The sequence below is a fragment of the Methylocystis sp. IM3 genome, assembly GCF_038070105.1.
GTDB lineage: Bacteria > Pseudomonadota > Alphaproteobacteria > Rhizobiales > Beijerinckiaceae > Methylocystis.
In genome coordinates this window covers 1,734,809-1,748,622 of record NZ_JBBPBZ010000002.1, presented here as the reverse complement: position 1 = coordinate 1,748,622, position 13,814 = coordinate 1,734,809, and the positions used below count along the sequence as shown (strand labels likewise).

At 65.8% G+C, this 13,814-nt stretch carries 12 protein-coding genes and 1 tRNA gene; 7 read left to right on the top strand and 6 right to left on the bottom strand.

What is annotated here, in order from left to right; all coding sequences use genetic code 11:
• Nucleotides 1–41: 41 nt before the first annotated feature.
• Nucleotides 42–1,238 (top strand): GNAT family N-acetyltransferase, encoded by a 1,197-nt coding sequence (locus tag WOC76_RS10355; protein WP_341388255.1) that lies wholly within the window; start codon nt 42–44, stop codon nt 1,236–1,238.
• 4 nt (nt 1,239–1,242) lie between these two features.
• Here the strand turns inward: WOC76_RS10355 and WOC76_RS10350 are convergent, their stop codons facing one another.
• The gene (locus WOC76_RS10350; protein ID WP_341107069.1) at nt 1,243–3,306 is read right to left on the bottom strand and encodes a GumC family protein; all 2,064 of its coding nucleotides are present in this window, start codon (nt 3,304–3,306) and stop codon (nt 1,243–1,245) included.
• A 141-nt stretch (nt 3,307–3,447) separates the two neighbouring features.
• Here WOC76_RS10350 and WOC76_RS10345 point away from each other — a divergent pair, with 141 nt between their 5' ends.
• The 5 genes from WOC76_RS10345 to WOC76_RS10325 all read left to right on the top strand — a co-directional run bounded on the left by WOC76_RS10345 (nt 3,448) and on the right by WOC76_RS10325 (nt 8,636).
• The gene (locus WOC76_RS10345; RefSeq protein WP_341431408.1) at nt 3,448–4,044 is read left to right on the top strand and encodes a polysaccharide biosynthesis/export family protein; all 597 of its coding nucleotides are present in this window, start codon (nt 3,448–3,450) and stop codon (nt 4,042–4,044) included.
• A gap of 41 nt (nt 4,045–4,085) precedes the next feature.
• Complete coding sequence (locus WOC76_RS10340; protein WP_341107071.1) at nt 4,086–5,624, top strand: undecaprenyl-phosphate glucose phosphotransferase; 1,539 nt, start codon at nt 4,086–4,088, stop codon at nt 5,622–5,624.
• Nucleotides 5,625–5,643: 19 nt separating this feature from the next.
• Nucleotides 5,644–6,021 carry a DUF423 domain-containing protein gene (locus WOC76_RS10335; RefSeq protein WP_445730631.1) on the top strand — a complete coding sequence of 126 codons (378 nt, stop codon included), beginning with the start codon at nt 5,644–5,646 and terminating at the stop codon, nt 6,019–6,021.
• Between the two features lie 179 nt (nt 6,022–6,200).
• Nucleotides 6,201–6,542: a response regulator gene (locus WOC76_RS10330; RefSeq protein ID WP_341107073.1), complete on the top strand. Its 342-nt coding sequence runs from the start codon at nt 6,201–6,203 to the stop codon at nt 6,540–6,542.
• 183 nt (nt 6,543–6,725) lie between these two features.
• Nucleotides 6,726–8,636 carry an AsmA family protein gene (locus WOC76_RS10325; RefSeq protein ID WP_341431407.1) on the top strand — a complete coding sequence of 637 codons (1,911 nt, stop codon included), beginning with the start codon at nt 6,726–6,728 and terminating at the stop codon, nt 8,634–8,636.
• Here WOC76_RS10325 and WOC76_RS10320 read toward each other — a convergent pair.
• The 5 genes from WOC76_RS10320 to WOC76_RS10300 form a co-directional block, all read right to left on the bottom strand.
• Nucleotides 8,633–8,935: a hypothetical protein gene (locus WOC76_RS10320; protein ID WP_341107077.1), complete on the bottom strand. Its 303-nt coding sequence runs from the start codon at nt 8,933–8,935 to the stop codon at nt 8,633–8,635. The two genes, WOC76_RS10325 and WOC76_RS10320, sit on opposite strands and share 4 nt — an antisense overlap.
• Before the next feature lie 103 nt (nt 8,936–9,038).
• Entirely contained in the window at nt 9,039–9,242 is a 204-nt protein-coding gene (locus tag WOC76_RS10315) for a hypothetical protein (protein ID WP_341107079.1), read from the bottom strand.
• A gap of 111 nt (nt 9,243–9,353) precedes the next feature.
• Nucleotides 9,354–9,427: transfer RNA gene (locus WOC76_RS10310), tRNA-Cys, on the bottom strand.
• 78 nt (nt 9,428–9,505) lie between these two features.
• Nucleotides 9,506–10,219, bottom strand: a complete 714-nt coding sequence (locus WOC76_RS10305) for an MgtC/SapB family protein (RefSeq protein WP_341388250.1) — start codon at nt 10,217–10,219, stop codon at nt 9,506–9,508.
• Nucleotides 10,220–10,252: 33 nt separating this feature from the next.
• A complete protein-coding gene (locus WOC76_RS10300) occupies nt 10,253–10,744 on the bottom strand; it encodes a cupin domain-containing protein (RefSeq protein WP_341431406.1) in 492 nt (163 codons plus the stop codon).
• 104 nt (nt 10,745–10,848) lie between these two features.
• Between WOC76_RS10300 and topA the strand changes: the two genes are divergently transcribed.
• The gene (gene topA, locus WOC76_RS10295; RefSeq protein ID WP_341107082.1) at nt 10,849–13,722 is read left to right on the top strand and encodes a type I DNA topoisomerase; all 2,874 of its coding nucleotides are present in this window, start codon (nt 10,849–10,851) and stop codon (nt 13,720–13,722) included.
• Nucleotides 13,723–13,814 lie beyond the last annotated feature (92 nt).

The following is a 13,814-nucleotide window of genomic DNA, read 5'->3' as shown; positions in this document are numbered from 1 at the left end:
AAAGCAAGAGCTTTTTAGGATGGATCTCATAATGATGCGTTATGCAAATCTCACAGCCGCAGTCCACGATTTCGCAACTCGGAAACGCCCGTTATCAATTTGATCAATGTGGGTCGAGCCTTGCTGCTTATTCTCACTTGCGCGTCTTCACGCGTTTCGAGGATGCGCGAACAGATTGGCTGGCGCTGTCGCGAGAGGCGGCAATCAGTCCGTACCAGTCCTTCGAATTTCTTTCCATGTGGTCGGACGCCATTGAGGCGTCCGAGGACGTGACGCCATTCCTCATTGCTGCGCAGGATGCCAAAGGAGCGCCGAGCGCGTTGCTGCCATTGTGCATCATCGGCAAGGGTCCCCTCCGGATCGCCGCTTTTCTGGGCGGACGAGAAGCCAATTTCAATCTACCGTTGCTGAGTCCCGATGCGCAGCACGATCAGGAAAGCTTGTGGCGTCTTTTGCATGACGCGGCGAAACATGCGCCCTCGCCGCCTGATCTCTATTTTCTCCGCAATCAGCCCCGCCGGTTCGAGAACGCCGAAAACCCGCTCGTCTTTGCAAATGCGCGGCCGAGCGCCAGTTGCGCCTACGGGACCACACTGCCGGCGACGGTCGATGAACTGGCGGCGCGGCTTTCGAAAGAGAACCGCAAGAAACTCAGAAAAAAGGAAGCGCGTCTCGCGGAATTCGGTCGTGTCGAATATGAGCACCGGGTCAGCGGGGAACGCCGACAGGCGATAGCGGCCGCTTTGCTCGAACAGAAATCGGCGCGTTTCTCCGCGGTCGGCAGCAAGGAGCGCCGCTTCCTCACACGCCTGTTGCGCCATGCCTCCGGTTCGGAAGAAGGCGCGCTGGAACTGCACGGACTTTCGGTGGGCGGGCGCATCGTCGCCGCTTATGCCGGCGTGCGGCGTTCCGGACGTTTTTCCGCCATGCTGAATTCTTTCGACACGGACGAGGACATCGCCCGATGCTCGCCGGGAGAGCTGCTCCTCCATGCTCTGATGCGCGATCTCGTGCTGCGCGGGATGACGCATTTCGACCTCGGCGCCGGCGAAGCCCGATACAAGAGGGCGGTCTGCGAGGAAGAAATCGCTCTTTACGATCAGATCGTTCCGGTCTCCGCGCGCGGCCGTCTCGCGGCGCCGCTCCTCGCGGCCTTCCTGCGTCTCAAGCGGCGCGCGAAACGCGCTCCCGCGCTTATCCATCCGTATTACAGGCTGAGATCCCTTCTCCGGCCCTGATCCTTCAGGCCGCGATATCGCCACGCGCGGCTTCATCGAGAAAATGCCCCTCAACGCCGAGGCGCCGGATTTCCTCGAGAAGGGCCGCGGATGCGTCGTCCTTTCCAAGGACGAAAGCGAGATCCATGTGAGACGCAAGGCGCCGCGCTTCTTCGGCCGACGCCGCAAAAATCAGGAAATCATACGCTTGCGCCAGCGCCGCGACGATTAACGCCGGATCGCCAACATCGGCGCCCGCCGCGCCGCCGCCCGGCAGCACATGCAGCCTCGACGAGGCGTCACGGTGAATGACGGCATCGAAGCCAGCGACGCCTCCCAGAAGTTCCGCCATGCCGGCCGGCCGCGATTGTGACGGGCCGACGAGCGCGTCGAAAGCCGTGGCGCCGGGATCAGCCGACACCAGCAGGGCCCGTCCCTGTGGCGCAAGCGTCCGGGCAAGAGCGACGGCGGTTTGGGCGGGTGGCCCTGCCTCGGAGCATGGCGCGATCAGCACCGTGACGCACTGTCCGGCAGCGCGCGCCGCGTCAGCGAAGCGCGAGGCGACGCGCGGCGATGGCTCCTCGCCGAAGTCGGGCTGGTCTTGGACGTCCTTGCCATCCGGGAACGGCTCTTGCACTGCACCGACCGCCGCCTCCGGCGACGGCGGCCCAGGAAACGGCTCCGATGGGGGCCAGACGCTCACCCGCCCCGTGAGCATCTCGCCGGCGACAACGGCGCCGAGCGAAAGGATCGAGCCTGCGAGCGTCGCAAAGACCAAGACGGGGATTTTCTTCGGGAAGGAGGGAATTTGCGGCGCCAGCGCGCGTTGGATGACGCGCGCGTCGGCGGGCGTAGCCTTCAGGCGTTCGCGCGCGAGCGCCTCCTGATATTTCGCCGTTTCGCTCTCGAGTTGCTCCTTGAGCAGCCTTGCGGAGCGTTCGAGATCATGCAGCTTCACTTCTTCCGCGCCCGCCGCGCCGGCGACTCGCTTCTGATCGTCGAGGACGCGCGTGAGATTATCGACCCGCGCGGCCGCGATGTGCGCTTCGTTTTCCAGCGTATGCGCCGTGCGCTCCGCCGCCGCGCGCCATTGCCGGTCGAGATCGGCGAGTTGCGCGTTGAGCTCCTTGACGCGCGGATGCATCGGCAAAAGCGTGCGCGACTCGAGCGCGATACGCGCCTGGAGCGCGACACGCTGCTCGAAGATGCGCCGGATGGTCTCATTGTTTGCAACGTCAGGAATTTCGCCGATCCGTTTCTGGCGCAGCATGTCGCGTAGAAGATTGGCCCTGGCCTGAGCGTCTGCCTGAGCGGCGCGCGCCGTGGAAAGCTGATTGTTGAGCTCGCCGAGCTGCTGCGTCGGGATGGTCGCGTTGTTGGAGCCGACGAGAAGACCCGTCTGGGCGCGATAGGATTCGACCTTCGCCTCGGCGTCCGCCACGCGCACTTGCAGATCCTCGACCAACGCGGCCAGCGATTTCGCCGCATTGCGCGCAATCTCGCGCTTCGCCTCCTGTTGGATCTCAATATAGGCGTCAGCGACGGCGTTGGCGCCGCGCGCCGAGAGATCGGGATCGTGAGAAGAAAATTCGATCGACAGCACGCGCGTTTTCGTCGGAGAGAGAACGGCGAGCTTTTCGGAGAACTTTTCGAGAATCCGATCTTCGGGCGACATGAGCGTCGGATCGCGCGCGATTCCGAGCAGGGCCATGACGCGCGCGAGGGCGCCGACGCCCCTGGCGAGAGGATCGAATTCGGGGTTGCCCTGCAGGCCAAGCGTCCGGATTACGCGCCGCGCGAGATCGCGGGATGTGAGAAGCTGAATCTGGCTCTGCACCCCTTCGGCGTCCGGCCCATTGGCGCCAGCGCGCTCGCCCTTGTCCACGCGCGTGAAAAAATCGTCCTGATTTTCGAGAAGCAGCCGTGCGTCCGACGTGTAGCGCGGCTTGGCGATACTGACGAAAAGAAAGGCGCCGAAAAAGGCTGCCAGCGTCGGCCCGAGCACCCACCATTTTCTCGCGACGAGCGCGCGGCCCAATCGCGGCAGATCAATCTCATTTTGGGTCGCTTCTCGCATCGGCGCCTGCATGGCTGCTCCCGGCTCATGCTGATTTCTTAGAAGAAACATGGTTGAGACGCGGTTAAACGGCCAAGTCAAAGTTTGTTAACCATGTCGCAATAAAACGGCGCGTGGAAGCGCTGTCGCTTTGCCGAAAAGACGGATTGGAGAATGCCGGGACCTGACGCCCTGAAAAGGATCGCATGCAGGCGTCTGTCCCTCGCGGCGGCGGCGCTCTGCGGCGCCTTTCTTACCGCCTGCGCCGCGCCCGGCGATAACCGGCCGGAACTCTACGCTGCATCGACCGCCGAACCCTATACGCTTTCCGCGGGCGACCGGCTGCGGGTAATCGTCTTCGGGCAGGATTCGCTTTCCAACGCCTATTCCGTGGACGGCGCCGGACGCATCGCCATGCCGCTGATCGGCTCCGTCCCCGTACAGGGACGAACGCTTCCGGAAGCCGAGCGCATCATCGCCGCGCGCCTCCGCGAGGGATTTGTGCGCGAGCCCCGCGTCTCCGTCGAGGTCGAAGCGTTTCGTCCTTTCTTTGTCCTCGGCGAGGTCACGAACGCCGGCCAGTTTCCCTTTGTCGAAGGGATGACGGCGCGCACAGCTATCGCCATCGCCGGCGGTTTCGGACCGCGCGGTTATCAAGGCGGCGTCGATCTGACGCGCGTCATCGACGGCGCTCCCGTCACGGGCCGCGTCCCGCTCGATGCGCCGGTTCGGCCCGGCGACACCATCACCGTCCGGGAACGCATTTTCTGAAAGCGACCCGCGCCGCTCCTCTGAACATCGGGAACCGATACATGTGCGCTTTTCGCCTGGAGGACATGAAGGGCGTTACGCCCGAGCCGGACACGAATCGCGGCGGCGACGGTGGGATGCATTCGCTCGATCCGCGTCTCGCCGAGGTCGCGAGTCAAAGCAGGCCAGGCAGAACCCTCTCTCCTGTCGTGCTCGCGGGCGTCGTCCGCCTCTTCGAATTCGTCATGCTGCTCGTGGCTGGCCTGCTGATTTACGAATTTTATGTCGGCGAACGCCAGGTGCAGCCGCTCGACTATTACATCGCCGCGACAGCCATGGCCGTGGCCGCCATCATCGCGTTGCAATCCTTCGGCCTCTATACCATCCCATCTTTCCGCGGGCCGATCCGGCATGGGCTGAAGCTCGCCGCAGTCTGGTCGCTCATCTTCGCCGCGGCGCTGGCGGCGATGTTTTTCCTCAAACTCGACGGCGTTTTTTCCCGTGTCTGGTTGATCGCCTGGTACCTGTCCGGGCTTGCGCTGCTTGCAGTCGAACGCATGGCGCTCGCCGTGGCGACGCGCCGCCTCACCCGCGCGGGGAAGCTCGACCGGCGCACCGTCATCGTCGGCGGCGGCGCGTTGGCGGACCCCGTGCTGCGCGCGCTCGCTGCGCAGGAGGAAAGCGATCTGCGCATTCTGGGACTGTTCGACGACCGCGCGGATGCGCGTTCGCCGGATGTCGTCGCCGGCTATCCCAAGCTCGGCACGGTCGATGATCTGGTCGAACTCGCTCGTCACGCGCGCATCGATTTGATTGTCTTCACCCTGCCGATTTCGGCCGAGACACGCCTGTTGCAGATGCTTCGCAAGCTGTGGGTGCTGCCGATCGACATTCGCCTCGCGGCGCATACGAACAAACTGCGTTTTCGGCCGCGCTCTTATTCCTATATCGGCGACGTTCCGGTCATCGACGTCTTCGACAAGCCGATCGCCGACTGGGACGTGGTGGCCAAATATATTTTCGACAAGGCGGTCGGCGCGCTCTGCCTGATCCTGGCGTCTCCGGTCATGGCGCTCGTCGCCCTCGCGGTGAAACTCGACTCGCCGGGGCCGATCCTGTTCAAACAGCGCCGTCATGGCTTCAACAACGAAGTCATCGAAGTGTACAAGTTCCGATCGATGTATGCGGACAGGCAGGACCCGCACGCGCACAAACAGGTTTCGCGCAACGATCCGCGCGTGACGCGCGTGGGGCGCTTCATCCGCAAGACCTCTCTCGACGAGTTGCCGCAGCTCTTCAATGTCGTCTTCAAAGGCGATCTGTCGCTCGTCGGGCCGCGTCCCCACGCCATCGTGGCGCGCGCGGGGGACATTCTCTACAATGAGGTCGTCGACGGCTATTTTGCCCGGCATCGCGTCAAGCCCGGCATCACCGGCTGGGCGCAGATCAACGGCTGGCGGGGCGAAACCGACACGGAAGAGAAAATCCAGAAACGCGTGGAGTTCGATCTCTATTACATCGAGAACTGGTCGATCCTTCTGGATTTGTATATTCTCACATTGACCCCTTTCGCCCTCATCAAGGCCAAGAACGCCTATTGAGCATCCATCCGGAGCGCGCGTGTTGAACCTGCCGTCGTTAATTGCGACCATTGCGGCGCTCCAGGGCGCCGCCGGCGTGTCCCTCGCCGCCGCAGCGGCCCATGTCGACGCCAATCCCCTGCTCGCCACGGCGAGCCATTTCCTGACGCTCCACGCCGCCGCCGGCCTCGCCCTCGCGGCGCTCGCGAACGGCGCGCCGCCTTTCCGGCGCTTCCTCATCGGCGGGGCGCTGGTCTTGCAGGCGGGGGCGACGCTCTTTTCGGCCGATCTCGCGGCGCGCGTCTATCTCGGCGGCAAGCTCTTTCCCTTCGCCGCGCCAATTGGCGGCTCGCTGACGATCCTCGCCTGGCTTGCGCTCGCCGCCTGGGGCGCGGCGGGCATCTTCCGCAGAAGCTGAACTGCGGCGAAAAAGCAACAGTCGAGGACTCGCTTTCTACTTTTCCGCGCATTTACTGGACAGCTGCGACAAAGAGCCCCACCATCGTAGGCATGTCTGTCTCGGACGCGCCCGACCCCCACTCTGGCGGCGCATCCAGTGCGCCGCAACGGCCGGGCGACCCTCTGCTCGGGCGAAGGGTGCTTATTGTCGAAGACGATCCCTACATCACGCTGGCGCTCGAGGAGACCCTCACCGACTTCGGACTCGTCATCGCTGGCGCGGCGCGAAACATAACGCAGGCGCTGGGGCTGGCGCAGACAGCGTCCTTTGATCTCGCCTTGCTCGACGTCAACATCGGGCACGAGCGGATCGACCCAGTCGCTGACGCCGTCCATGCGCGTGGCATCCCTTTCGTTTTTACGACGGGGTGCGGACGCGCCGGCCTGCCGGAGGCCTATCCGCGGCAGGCTATCGTTGAAAAGCCCTTTTATGTCGAGGAGATCCTTCGCACCCTGCGAGAGGAGCTGAAAAACTGTTAGAAAGATGATTTCCTGGGAAAAGCCTTGCCGGAGCCGTAACAGGGCGACAGGTTGTGGGCAACCCACATCTTTGCGTTTTCTACTTGTCCAAAGTCAAAGTCTGATCGCCGGACGCGCCCGCCGCCACTTTGTCGCCGCGCTTGCCCGCTTAGAACGCAAGAATTGGCGTAGGAGAGCGCGCGCTTGGAGGCCTCGGCCGAAAACAGACCTTTAACGCCCGGCCGCGACGGCGCGACGGCGCCCCCGCTCGGCCGCCTCGGGCGGCGGCTGCTCCTTGGCGGCGCCGTGGCGCTCTGCGTGCTAATCGCCGCCGTCGCCGCTCTCGCGAGCTGGCTTTATTCCCCCGCCGCGACGCTCGCCGCGATCACCCGGCAGATCAACGACGCGACGGGCCTTTACATCGCGGCGCGCGGCGGTCCCCGGCTGTCGCTCACCCCGCGGCCGCATCTCATCCTGACGGGCGTCGCCCTGGCCGACCGCAACAAGGCGCTCGACATCAGGGCCGACGAGCTGCGCGGCAATCTAAAATTGCTGCCGCTTCTCATGGGCCGGCTCGAGCTCGACTCGCTGACGCTGACGCGCCCCCGCGCCGAGGTCGATCTCGACAAGGCCCCCATCGACGCGCCTGGCGCCGCGACGCGCGCCGCCGCCGCGCAACCGGGCAGCATGGCGGCGCAGAAGGCCGACGCTTATACGCTGGGCGTGGTCCATGTCGTCGACGGCTCCTTGCGGCTGCGGCGGGAGGGGATCGACTATGCGGCGGACCGGGTTTCCGCGACGCTGGATTGGCGCCGGGTCGGCGAGCACGCCTTGCTGACGAGCGCGCTCGATTGGCGCGGCGAGCGGCTCCAGCTCGTGCTGTGGGCGGCGCGGCCCGGCATGTTTCTGCGTGGAGACGCCTCCGTCGTCACAGCGCGGGTCGATGGCGAAAGCATGCGGCTCGAGGCGCAGGGGATCGCGCAGCTCGGGGCCAATGCGCGCTATTCCGGCCGGGTCGCCGGTTCGGCCGCCTCGGCGCGGGGCGCTCTGGCGCTCTTCGACGTGGCGGCGCCGCTTCCCGGCCCCTTCAGCGACGCGGAGTTTATGGCGCAGGCGACCATCGGCTCGCATGAGGCCGCCTTCCGGGATCTGCGCGTGCAGGTGGATGGCAACGCCTTCGACGGCGAGCTGACGCTGCGCGAGGAAGAGGGCCGGCCCTATGTGTGTGCGACGCTGAAAAGCGATTTCGTCGCGCTGAAGCCCATGTTCGCCGACGCCCCGCCGCTTGCCGGACCCGACGGCGCGTGGAGCCAGAAACCTCTCGATCTGCCCGATCTGACGGGCGCAGACGTCGACGTCAAGATTGCCGCTCGCCATGCGCGCCTTGGCCGCCTGACTCTCGACGGCGCCAGCATGATCGCGGCGGTTCGCGACGGCGCGCTCGATCTGTCGCTTGTCGAGGCCGAGGCCTATCACGGGCGCCTTAAGGCGCGCGCCTCCTTCAAGCCCGCCGGGCGGGACCTCGTCATGCACGCCGCCGCCCAGACGGTTGGGGTCGACGCCCGCGCCCTGCTTTGGGACGCTTTCGGCAAGGACGCTCTTGGCGGCGCGCTCGATTCCAGCATGACCCTCGACGCGCATGGCGAAAGCGTCGCCGAAATGGTCCGCAGCCTGGGCGGGCGGGCCACGCTGACGCTGACGGACGGTGAAATCGCGGGGGTGGATTTCGACCGGGCGCTCCGCCGATTCGAGAAGCGCCCCCTCGCCAGCGCGCAGGACATCCGATCGGGCAGCTCGCCGCTCACCCGGGCGGGCGCGACGCTCCTCGTGGAGGGCGGCGTTGCGACGCTCGAGAACGGCTTTGCCAGCGGCCCAGGTTTCACCCTGAACTTCACCGGAACCGCCAACCTTGCGGAGCGCAGCCTGGCGATCAAGGCCGCCGCCCATGAGGCGGACGGGGCCGGCAAGCCGCGGGACAAGGGGTTACAGATCGCCTTCGATCTCGCCGGCGCCTGGGACGAACTGAAGATTGCGCCGGACCCAAAGGCCTTCATCCGGCGCTCGGGCGCCGCCGCGCCGCTGCTGCCGGAGCCGCCAGCCGAGGAGACGCGCTAAGCGTCCTCGATTTCCACCTCGCGAGGCGCTTCTTCCAGAAGTTTTGTCAATGAGGCGGGGAGATCGAGGTAACGGAAGCGCCTCAGTTCGAAGCCGATGCCGACAAGGCCCCACGGCGGCGTATAGGTCTGCCAGGGCGGGATTTCGCTCAGGACGACGACGTGACCGCCATTGATCGCCGGCGCGATTCGCTCGACCGTGTAAATCGCCCCTCGCCGCAGGCCCCCGTCGCCGAAGCGCCCGGGCCCCGCCTCGACGCAGACGACCTCCGTACCGGGAGGGGTGTTCGGGCTGATCATCTTTCTTCCTCGTCGCGAGCGGCGACAGGCGCCGCGCCCTCTCCCATCCTTATGGAGGGCGCGGCCGCACAGGAAGCAAGTCGGAATCAGGCCTTACGGCCGATCACCCGATCTTCAGGAAGCTGAACAGGCCCTTTTTGAGCTTCTTGCGGTCGAGAGCGGCGAGTTCGTTGTAAACGTTGCGGGCCTTGGCGCGCAGCTCGAGCAGTTCTTCGTCGGGAACGTCGAAATTCATCGCTGCGAGACGCAGCTGGCGGCGCGCCTCGTCGAGCCGGGCCTGTGCGTCTGCAATCAAAGCATGGAGCATCTTTCCACCTTCAGTGTGGGTTGGCAAACCGCTCTTCGATCGAAACGATCGGGCGCCACGGGCCTTGCAAAAGCGCCGCCGGCTCGCCGGCGAGCGGCCGCGCGGGAATTTTGGAGGCCTCGGAGGGAATCGAACCCCCGTACAAGGATTTGCAGTCCTCTGCGTAGCCACTCCGCCACGAGGCCATCCGGACGAAGGCGCAACGCGCTTCGCCTGCGACCGCTCTTACAGGAGGGCGCTTCGCCCGGCAAGTGCGTAGCCGATCAGTCCGAGGCGCGCGACGACCAGTTGGCGTGCGCGACGTTGCGCAGCCGGGAGAGATCCTCGACGAGGGCGTCGAGCTCCGCGGCCTCAACGCTCGTCGCCGCCAGCGTCGCGACGATCTCGACCCCCTCCTCCCGCTCGATGTCGCGAATCTCCAGCGCCGGATATTTCGCGGCCGCCAGCCGCTCCTCGAGGAGGTCGCGCAGCTCTTCGCGGCTTTGGGCGTCCGTCGTCACCCTGAGCTCGAAGGTCGATTCGGTCTGGCTCTCGTCGATCGGCGCCCGCTCGATGAGATTGACGAGCGGCCGCAGGAAGGTGTTGCCGGCCAGCACAAAGCCGCACATGAGCAGGGCTTCCGCCGGATGGTCGGCGCCGGCGAAAGCGCCCGTCACCGCCGAGCACCAGATGGTGGCCGCGGTGTTGAGGCCGCGAATGTTCATGCCCTCCTTGAGAATCACGCCGGCGCCGAGAAACCCCACGCCCGAGGCGACATAGGCGAGCACCCTGGTCGCCCCCTCGGCCCCCATCAGCCGCATGCCGAGATCGACGAAGGCCGAGGCGCCGAGCGCGACCAGCGCATTGGTGCGCAGCCCAGCATTACGCTGGCGAAACTGCCGCTCGGCGCCGATCAGCGTGCCGAGCACGAGCGCGACGAAAAGCGAGACGAAGGTATTGAGAAACTCCACGCCGTCGAAAGTGACGATCCCCGCCATGATGCCCGACCTCTCCCGCCGACGCGGGGACAGTTAATAGGAGCGTCCGTCCTTGTGGAAAAAGCGCCACCCCCCATCCGGCCCGAGGCGCGCCTCGAGATCGTCGGCGGGATAGGCGGCGCTGTCGCCCGGCGTCCGGTCGCCGATCTCGAGATAGAGCGCGTCCGTGTCGGTTCGATTGACGAGATGGTGGGCGACGCCGCCGGCCGGAAAACCGGCGCACATGCCCGGCGCAAGCTTGGTCTCGCCCTCTTCCGTCACGAGTGTCGGCGCGCCCTCGAGGATATAGACGAACTCATCCTGCCGGCTGTGGCGGTGCAGTAGCGCCGACCAGGCGCCGGGCGCGAGCCTCGTGAGATTGACGCCGAAATTCATGAGGCCGAAAACCTCGCCGAGCGCGCGTTTTTCCCGCCCGGCGAAAGGGCGCGCGAAGGGTTCGGGATAGGCGGAGGGCTTCCTTCTGGGCGCCACTGCGGCGGCCTCCATGGCGCGCGGGCGGGCGTCTCTTTCGTCATTTCCGGTCATGTCGCTTCCCTTGCCCGATCCGGGTCCAATTTGACAGCCGCCACGGCTTCTGCCCATCTTCGCGCCCCATGCGCCCGACCGGCGCCCCCCGGGATTGATCAGGAATGAACGTCGTCATCGTCGAATCGCCGGCCAAGGCCAAGACCATCAACAAATATCTGGGCCGCGATTTCCACGTCCTCGCCAGCATGGGCCACGTCCGCGACCTTCCCGCCAAGGACGGCTCGGTCGACCCGGACTCTGACTTCGCCATGGTCTGGGAGATGGACGCAAGGGGCGCCAAGCGCGTCTCCGAGATCGCCCAGGCCGTCAAGGACGCGGACAAGGTCATTCTCGCGACCGACCCGGATCGCGAAGGCGAGGCCATCTCCTGGCATCTCATCGAAATTCTCAACAAGAAGAAGGCGCTCAAGGACAAAAAGATCGAGCGCGTCGTCTTCAACGCCATCACCAAGGACGCGGTGCGCGAAGCGATGGCGCATCCGCGCCAGATCGATCAGGCGCTGGTCGACGCCTATCTCGCCCGCCGCGCGCTCGACTATCTCGTCGGCTTCACGCTCTCGCCCGTGCTGTGGCGCAAATTGCCCGGCGCGCGCTCGGCCGGCCGCGTTCAGTCGGTGGCGCTGCGCCTCGTCTGCGACCGCGAGCTCGAAATCGAGAAATTCGTCCCGCAGGAATATTGGTCGCTCGTCGCCCATCTGAAGACCAAGGCCGGCGAGCCCTTCCTCGCGCGCCTCGTCGGCGCCGACGGCAGGAAGATCACGCGGCTCGACATCGGCAAGGGCGAGGAGGCCGAGGACTTCAAGAAGGCGCTGCTTGCGGCCGCCTTCACGGTGCGCTCGGTCGAGGCGAAGCCCGTCAAGCGGCACCCTTACGCGCCCTTTACCACCTCGACGCTTCAGCAGGAGGCCTCGCGCAAGCTCGGCTTCGCGCCGGCGATCACCATGCGCATCGCGCAGCGCCTCTATGAGGGCGTCGACGTCGGCGGCGAGACCGTCGGCCTCATTACTTATATGCGAACCGATGGCGTCGACATGGCGCCCGAGGCCGTCGCGAGCGCGCGCAAGGTCATCGCCAAGGAATATGGCGACCGCTTCGTGCCCGGCGCGCCGCGAAAATATTCCGCCAAGGCCAAGAACGCCCAGGAGGCGCACGAGGCGATCCGCCCGACCGACGCCGCGCGCCTGCCCAAGGATGTCGCGAGACATTTGGAGCCGGATCAGGCCAAGCTCTACGAACTGATCTGGACCCGCACCATCGCGAGCCAAATGGAGTCGGCCGAGCTCGAACGCACCACCGTCGATATCGAGGCCAAGGCTGGCGCCCGCACGCTCGATCTGCGCGCCACGGGCCAGGTCATCCGCTTTCCCGGCTTTCTCGCGCTCTATCAGGAAGGGCGCGACGACGACGGCGACGAGGAGAGCGGCCGCCTGCCCCCGATGAAGGAGGGCGAGCCCGTCACCCGCGAGAAGATCGACGCCACCCAGCATTTCACCGAGCCGCCGCCGCGCTACACCGAGGCGACGCTGGTGAAGCGCATGGAGGAGCTCGGCATCGGCCGCCCCTCGACCTACGCCTCCACGCTCGCCACGCTGCGCGACCGCGACTATGTGCGGATCGACAAGAAGCGGCTCATTCCCGAAGACAAGGGGCGGCTCGTCGTCGCCTTTCTGGAAAGCTTCTTCTCGCGCTACGTCGAATTCGACTTCACCGCCTCGCTCGAGGAAAAGCTCGATCTCGTCTCCAACAATGAGATCGACTGGAAAGAGGTGCTGCGCGACTTCTGGCGCGATTTCTCGGCGGCCGTGAACGAGACCAAGGATCTGCGCACGACACAGGTGCTCGACAGCCTGAACGAGCTTTTGGGTCCGCACATCTTCCCCGCCAAGGAAGACGGCTCCGATCCGCGCCTCTGCCCGGCCTGCAACAGCGGGCAATTGTCGCTCAAAGTCGGCAAATTCGGCGCCTTCATCGGCTGTTCGAACTATCCGGAGTGCCGCTATACGCGCACGCTCTCCCCGCCGACCGGCGACGCCGCCGAAAATGCACGGCCGGGCGTGAAAGTTCTGGGCCAGGACCCGGAGACGGGCGCCGAGATCACGCTGCGCGACGGCCGCTTCGGGGCCTATGTGCAGGAGGGCGAGCAGGAGGAAGGCGGCGAAAAGCCCAAGCGCGCCTCGGTGCCCAAGACCATCAAGCCGGAGGACCTCACCCTCCAGCAGGCGCTGGCCCTGCTCTCTCTGCCGCGCGAAGTCGCCAAACATCCCACAACCGGCGAGCCGATCGTCGCCAATATCGGGCGCTTTGGCCCCTATGTGCAGCACGGCAAGACCTACGCCAATGTCGGCCGCGACGACGACGTGCTGACCATCGGCGCCAATCGCGCCATCGACCTGATCGTGCAGAAGGAGTCAGGCGGCGGCGGCTCGCGCTTCTCGCGCGCATCGGACCCGGGCCGCGCGCTGGGCGACCACCCCGACGGAGGCGCCGTGACGGTGAAAGCCGGCCGTTTCGGCCCCTATGTCAATTGGGGTAAGGTCAACGCCACCATCCCGAAAGACATGGACCCCGCGTCCCTGACGCTCGAACAGGCGCTGGAGATGATCGCGGCCAAGGCGGCGGGCGGCGGCGGGACGACCGGCGGGCGCGTGCTCGGCGAGCATCCGGACGGCGGAAAGATCACCGTGCGCGCCGGGCGCTTCGGGCCTTACGTCAATCTGGGCAAGGTGAACGCCACTCTGCCCAAAAGCATGTCCGCCGAGGATGTGACGCTCGACGACGCGATCAAGCTCATTGACGAAAAGGGCGGCGCGCCAAAGAAGAAAGCGCCGGCCAAGAAGGCGCCGGCGAAGGCGAAGAAAGTCATCGAGGACAGCGACGAGGCGCCCTTCGAGGACGCCAAGCCCGTGAAGAAAGCGGCTGCGACGAAAAAGGCCCCAGCGAAGAAGGCTCCGGCGAAAAAGGCTGCGGCGCGGTAAGGGCCGGCGTCCACCCCGTCATGCCCGCGCTCGTCGCGGGCATCGAAGGGACGCAACTCGTCTCCGCGGCTCGGCGTGGGTGGCCGGGACAA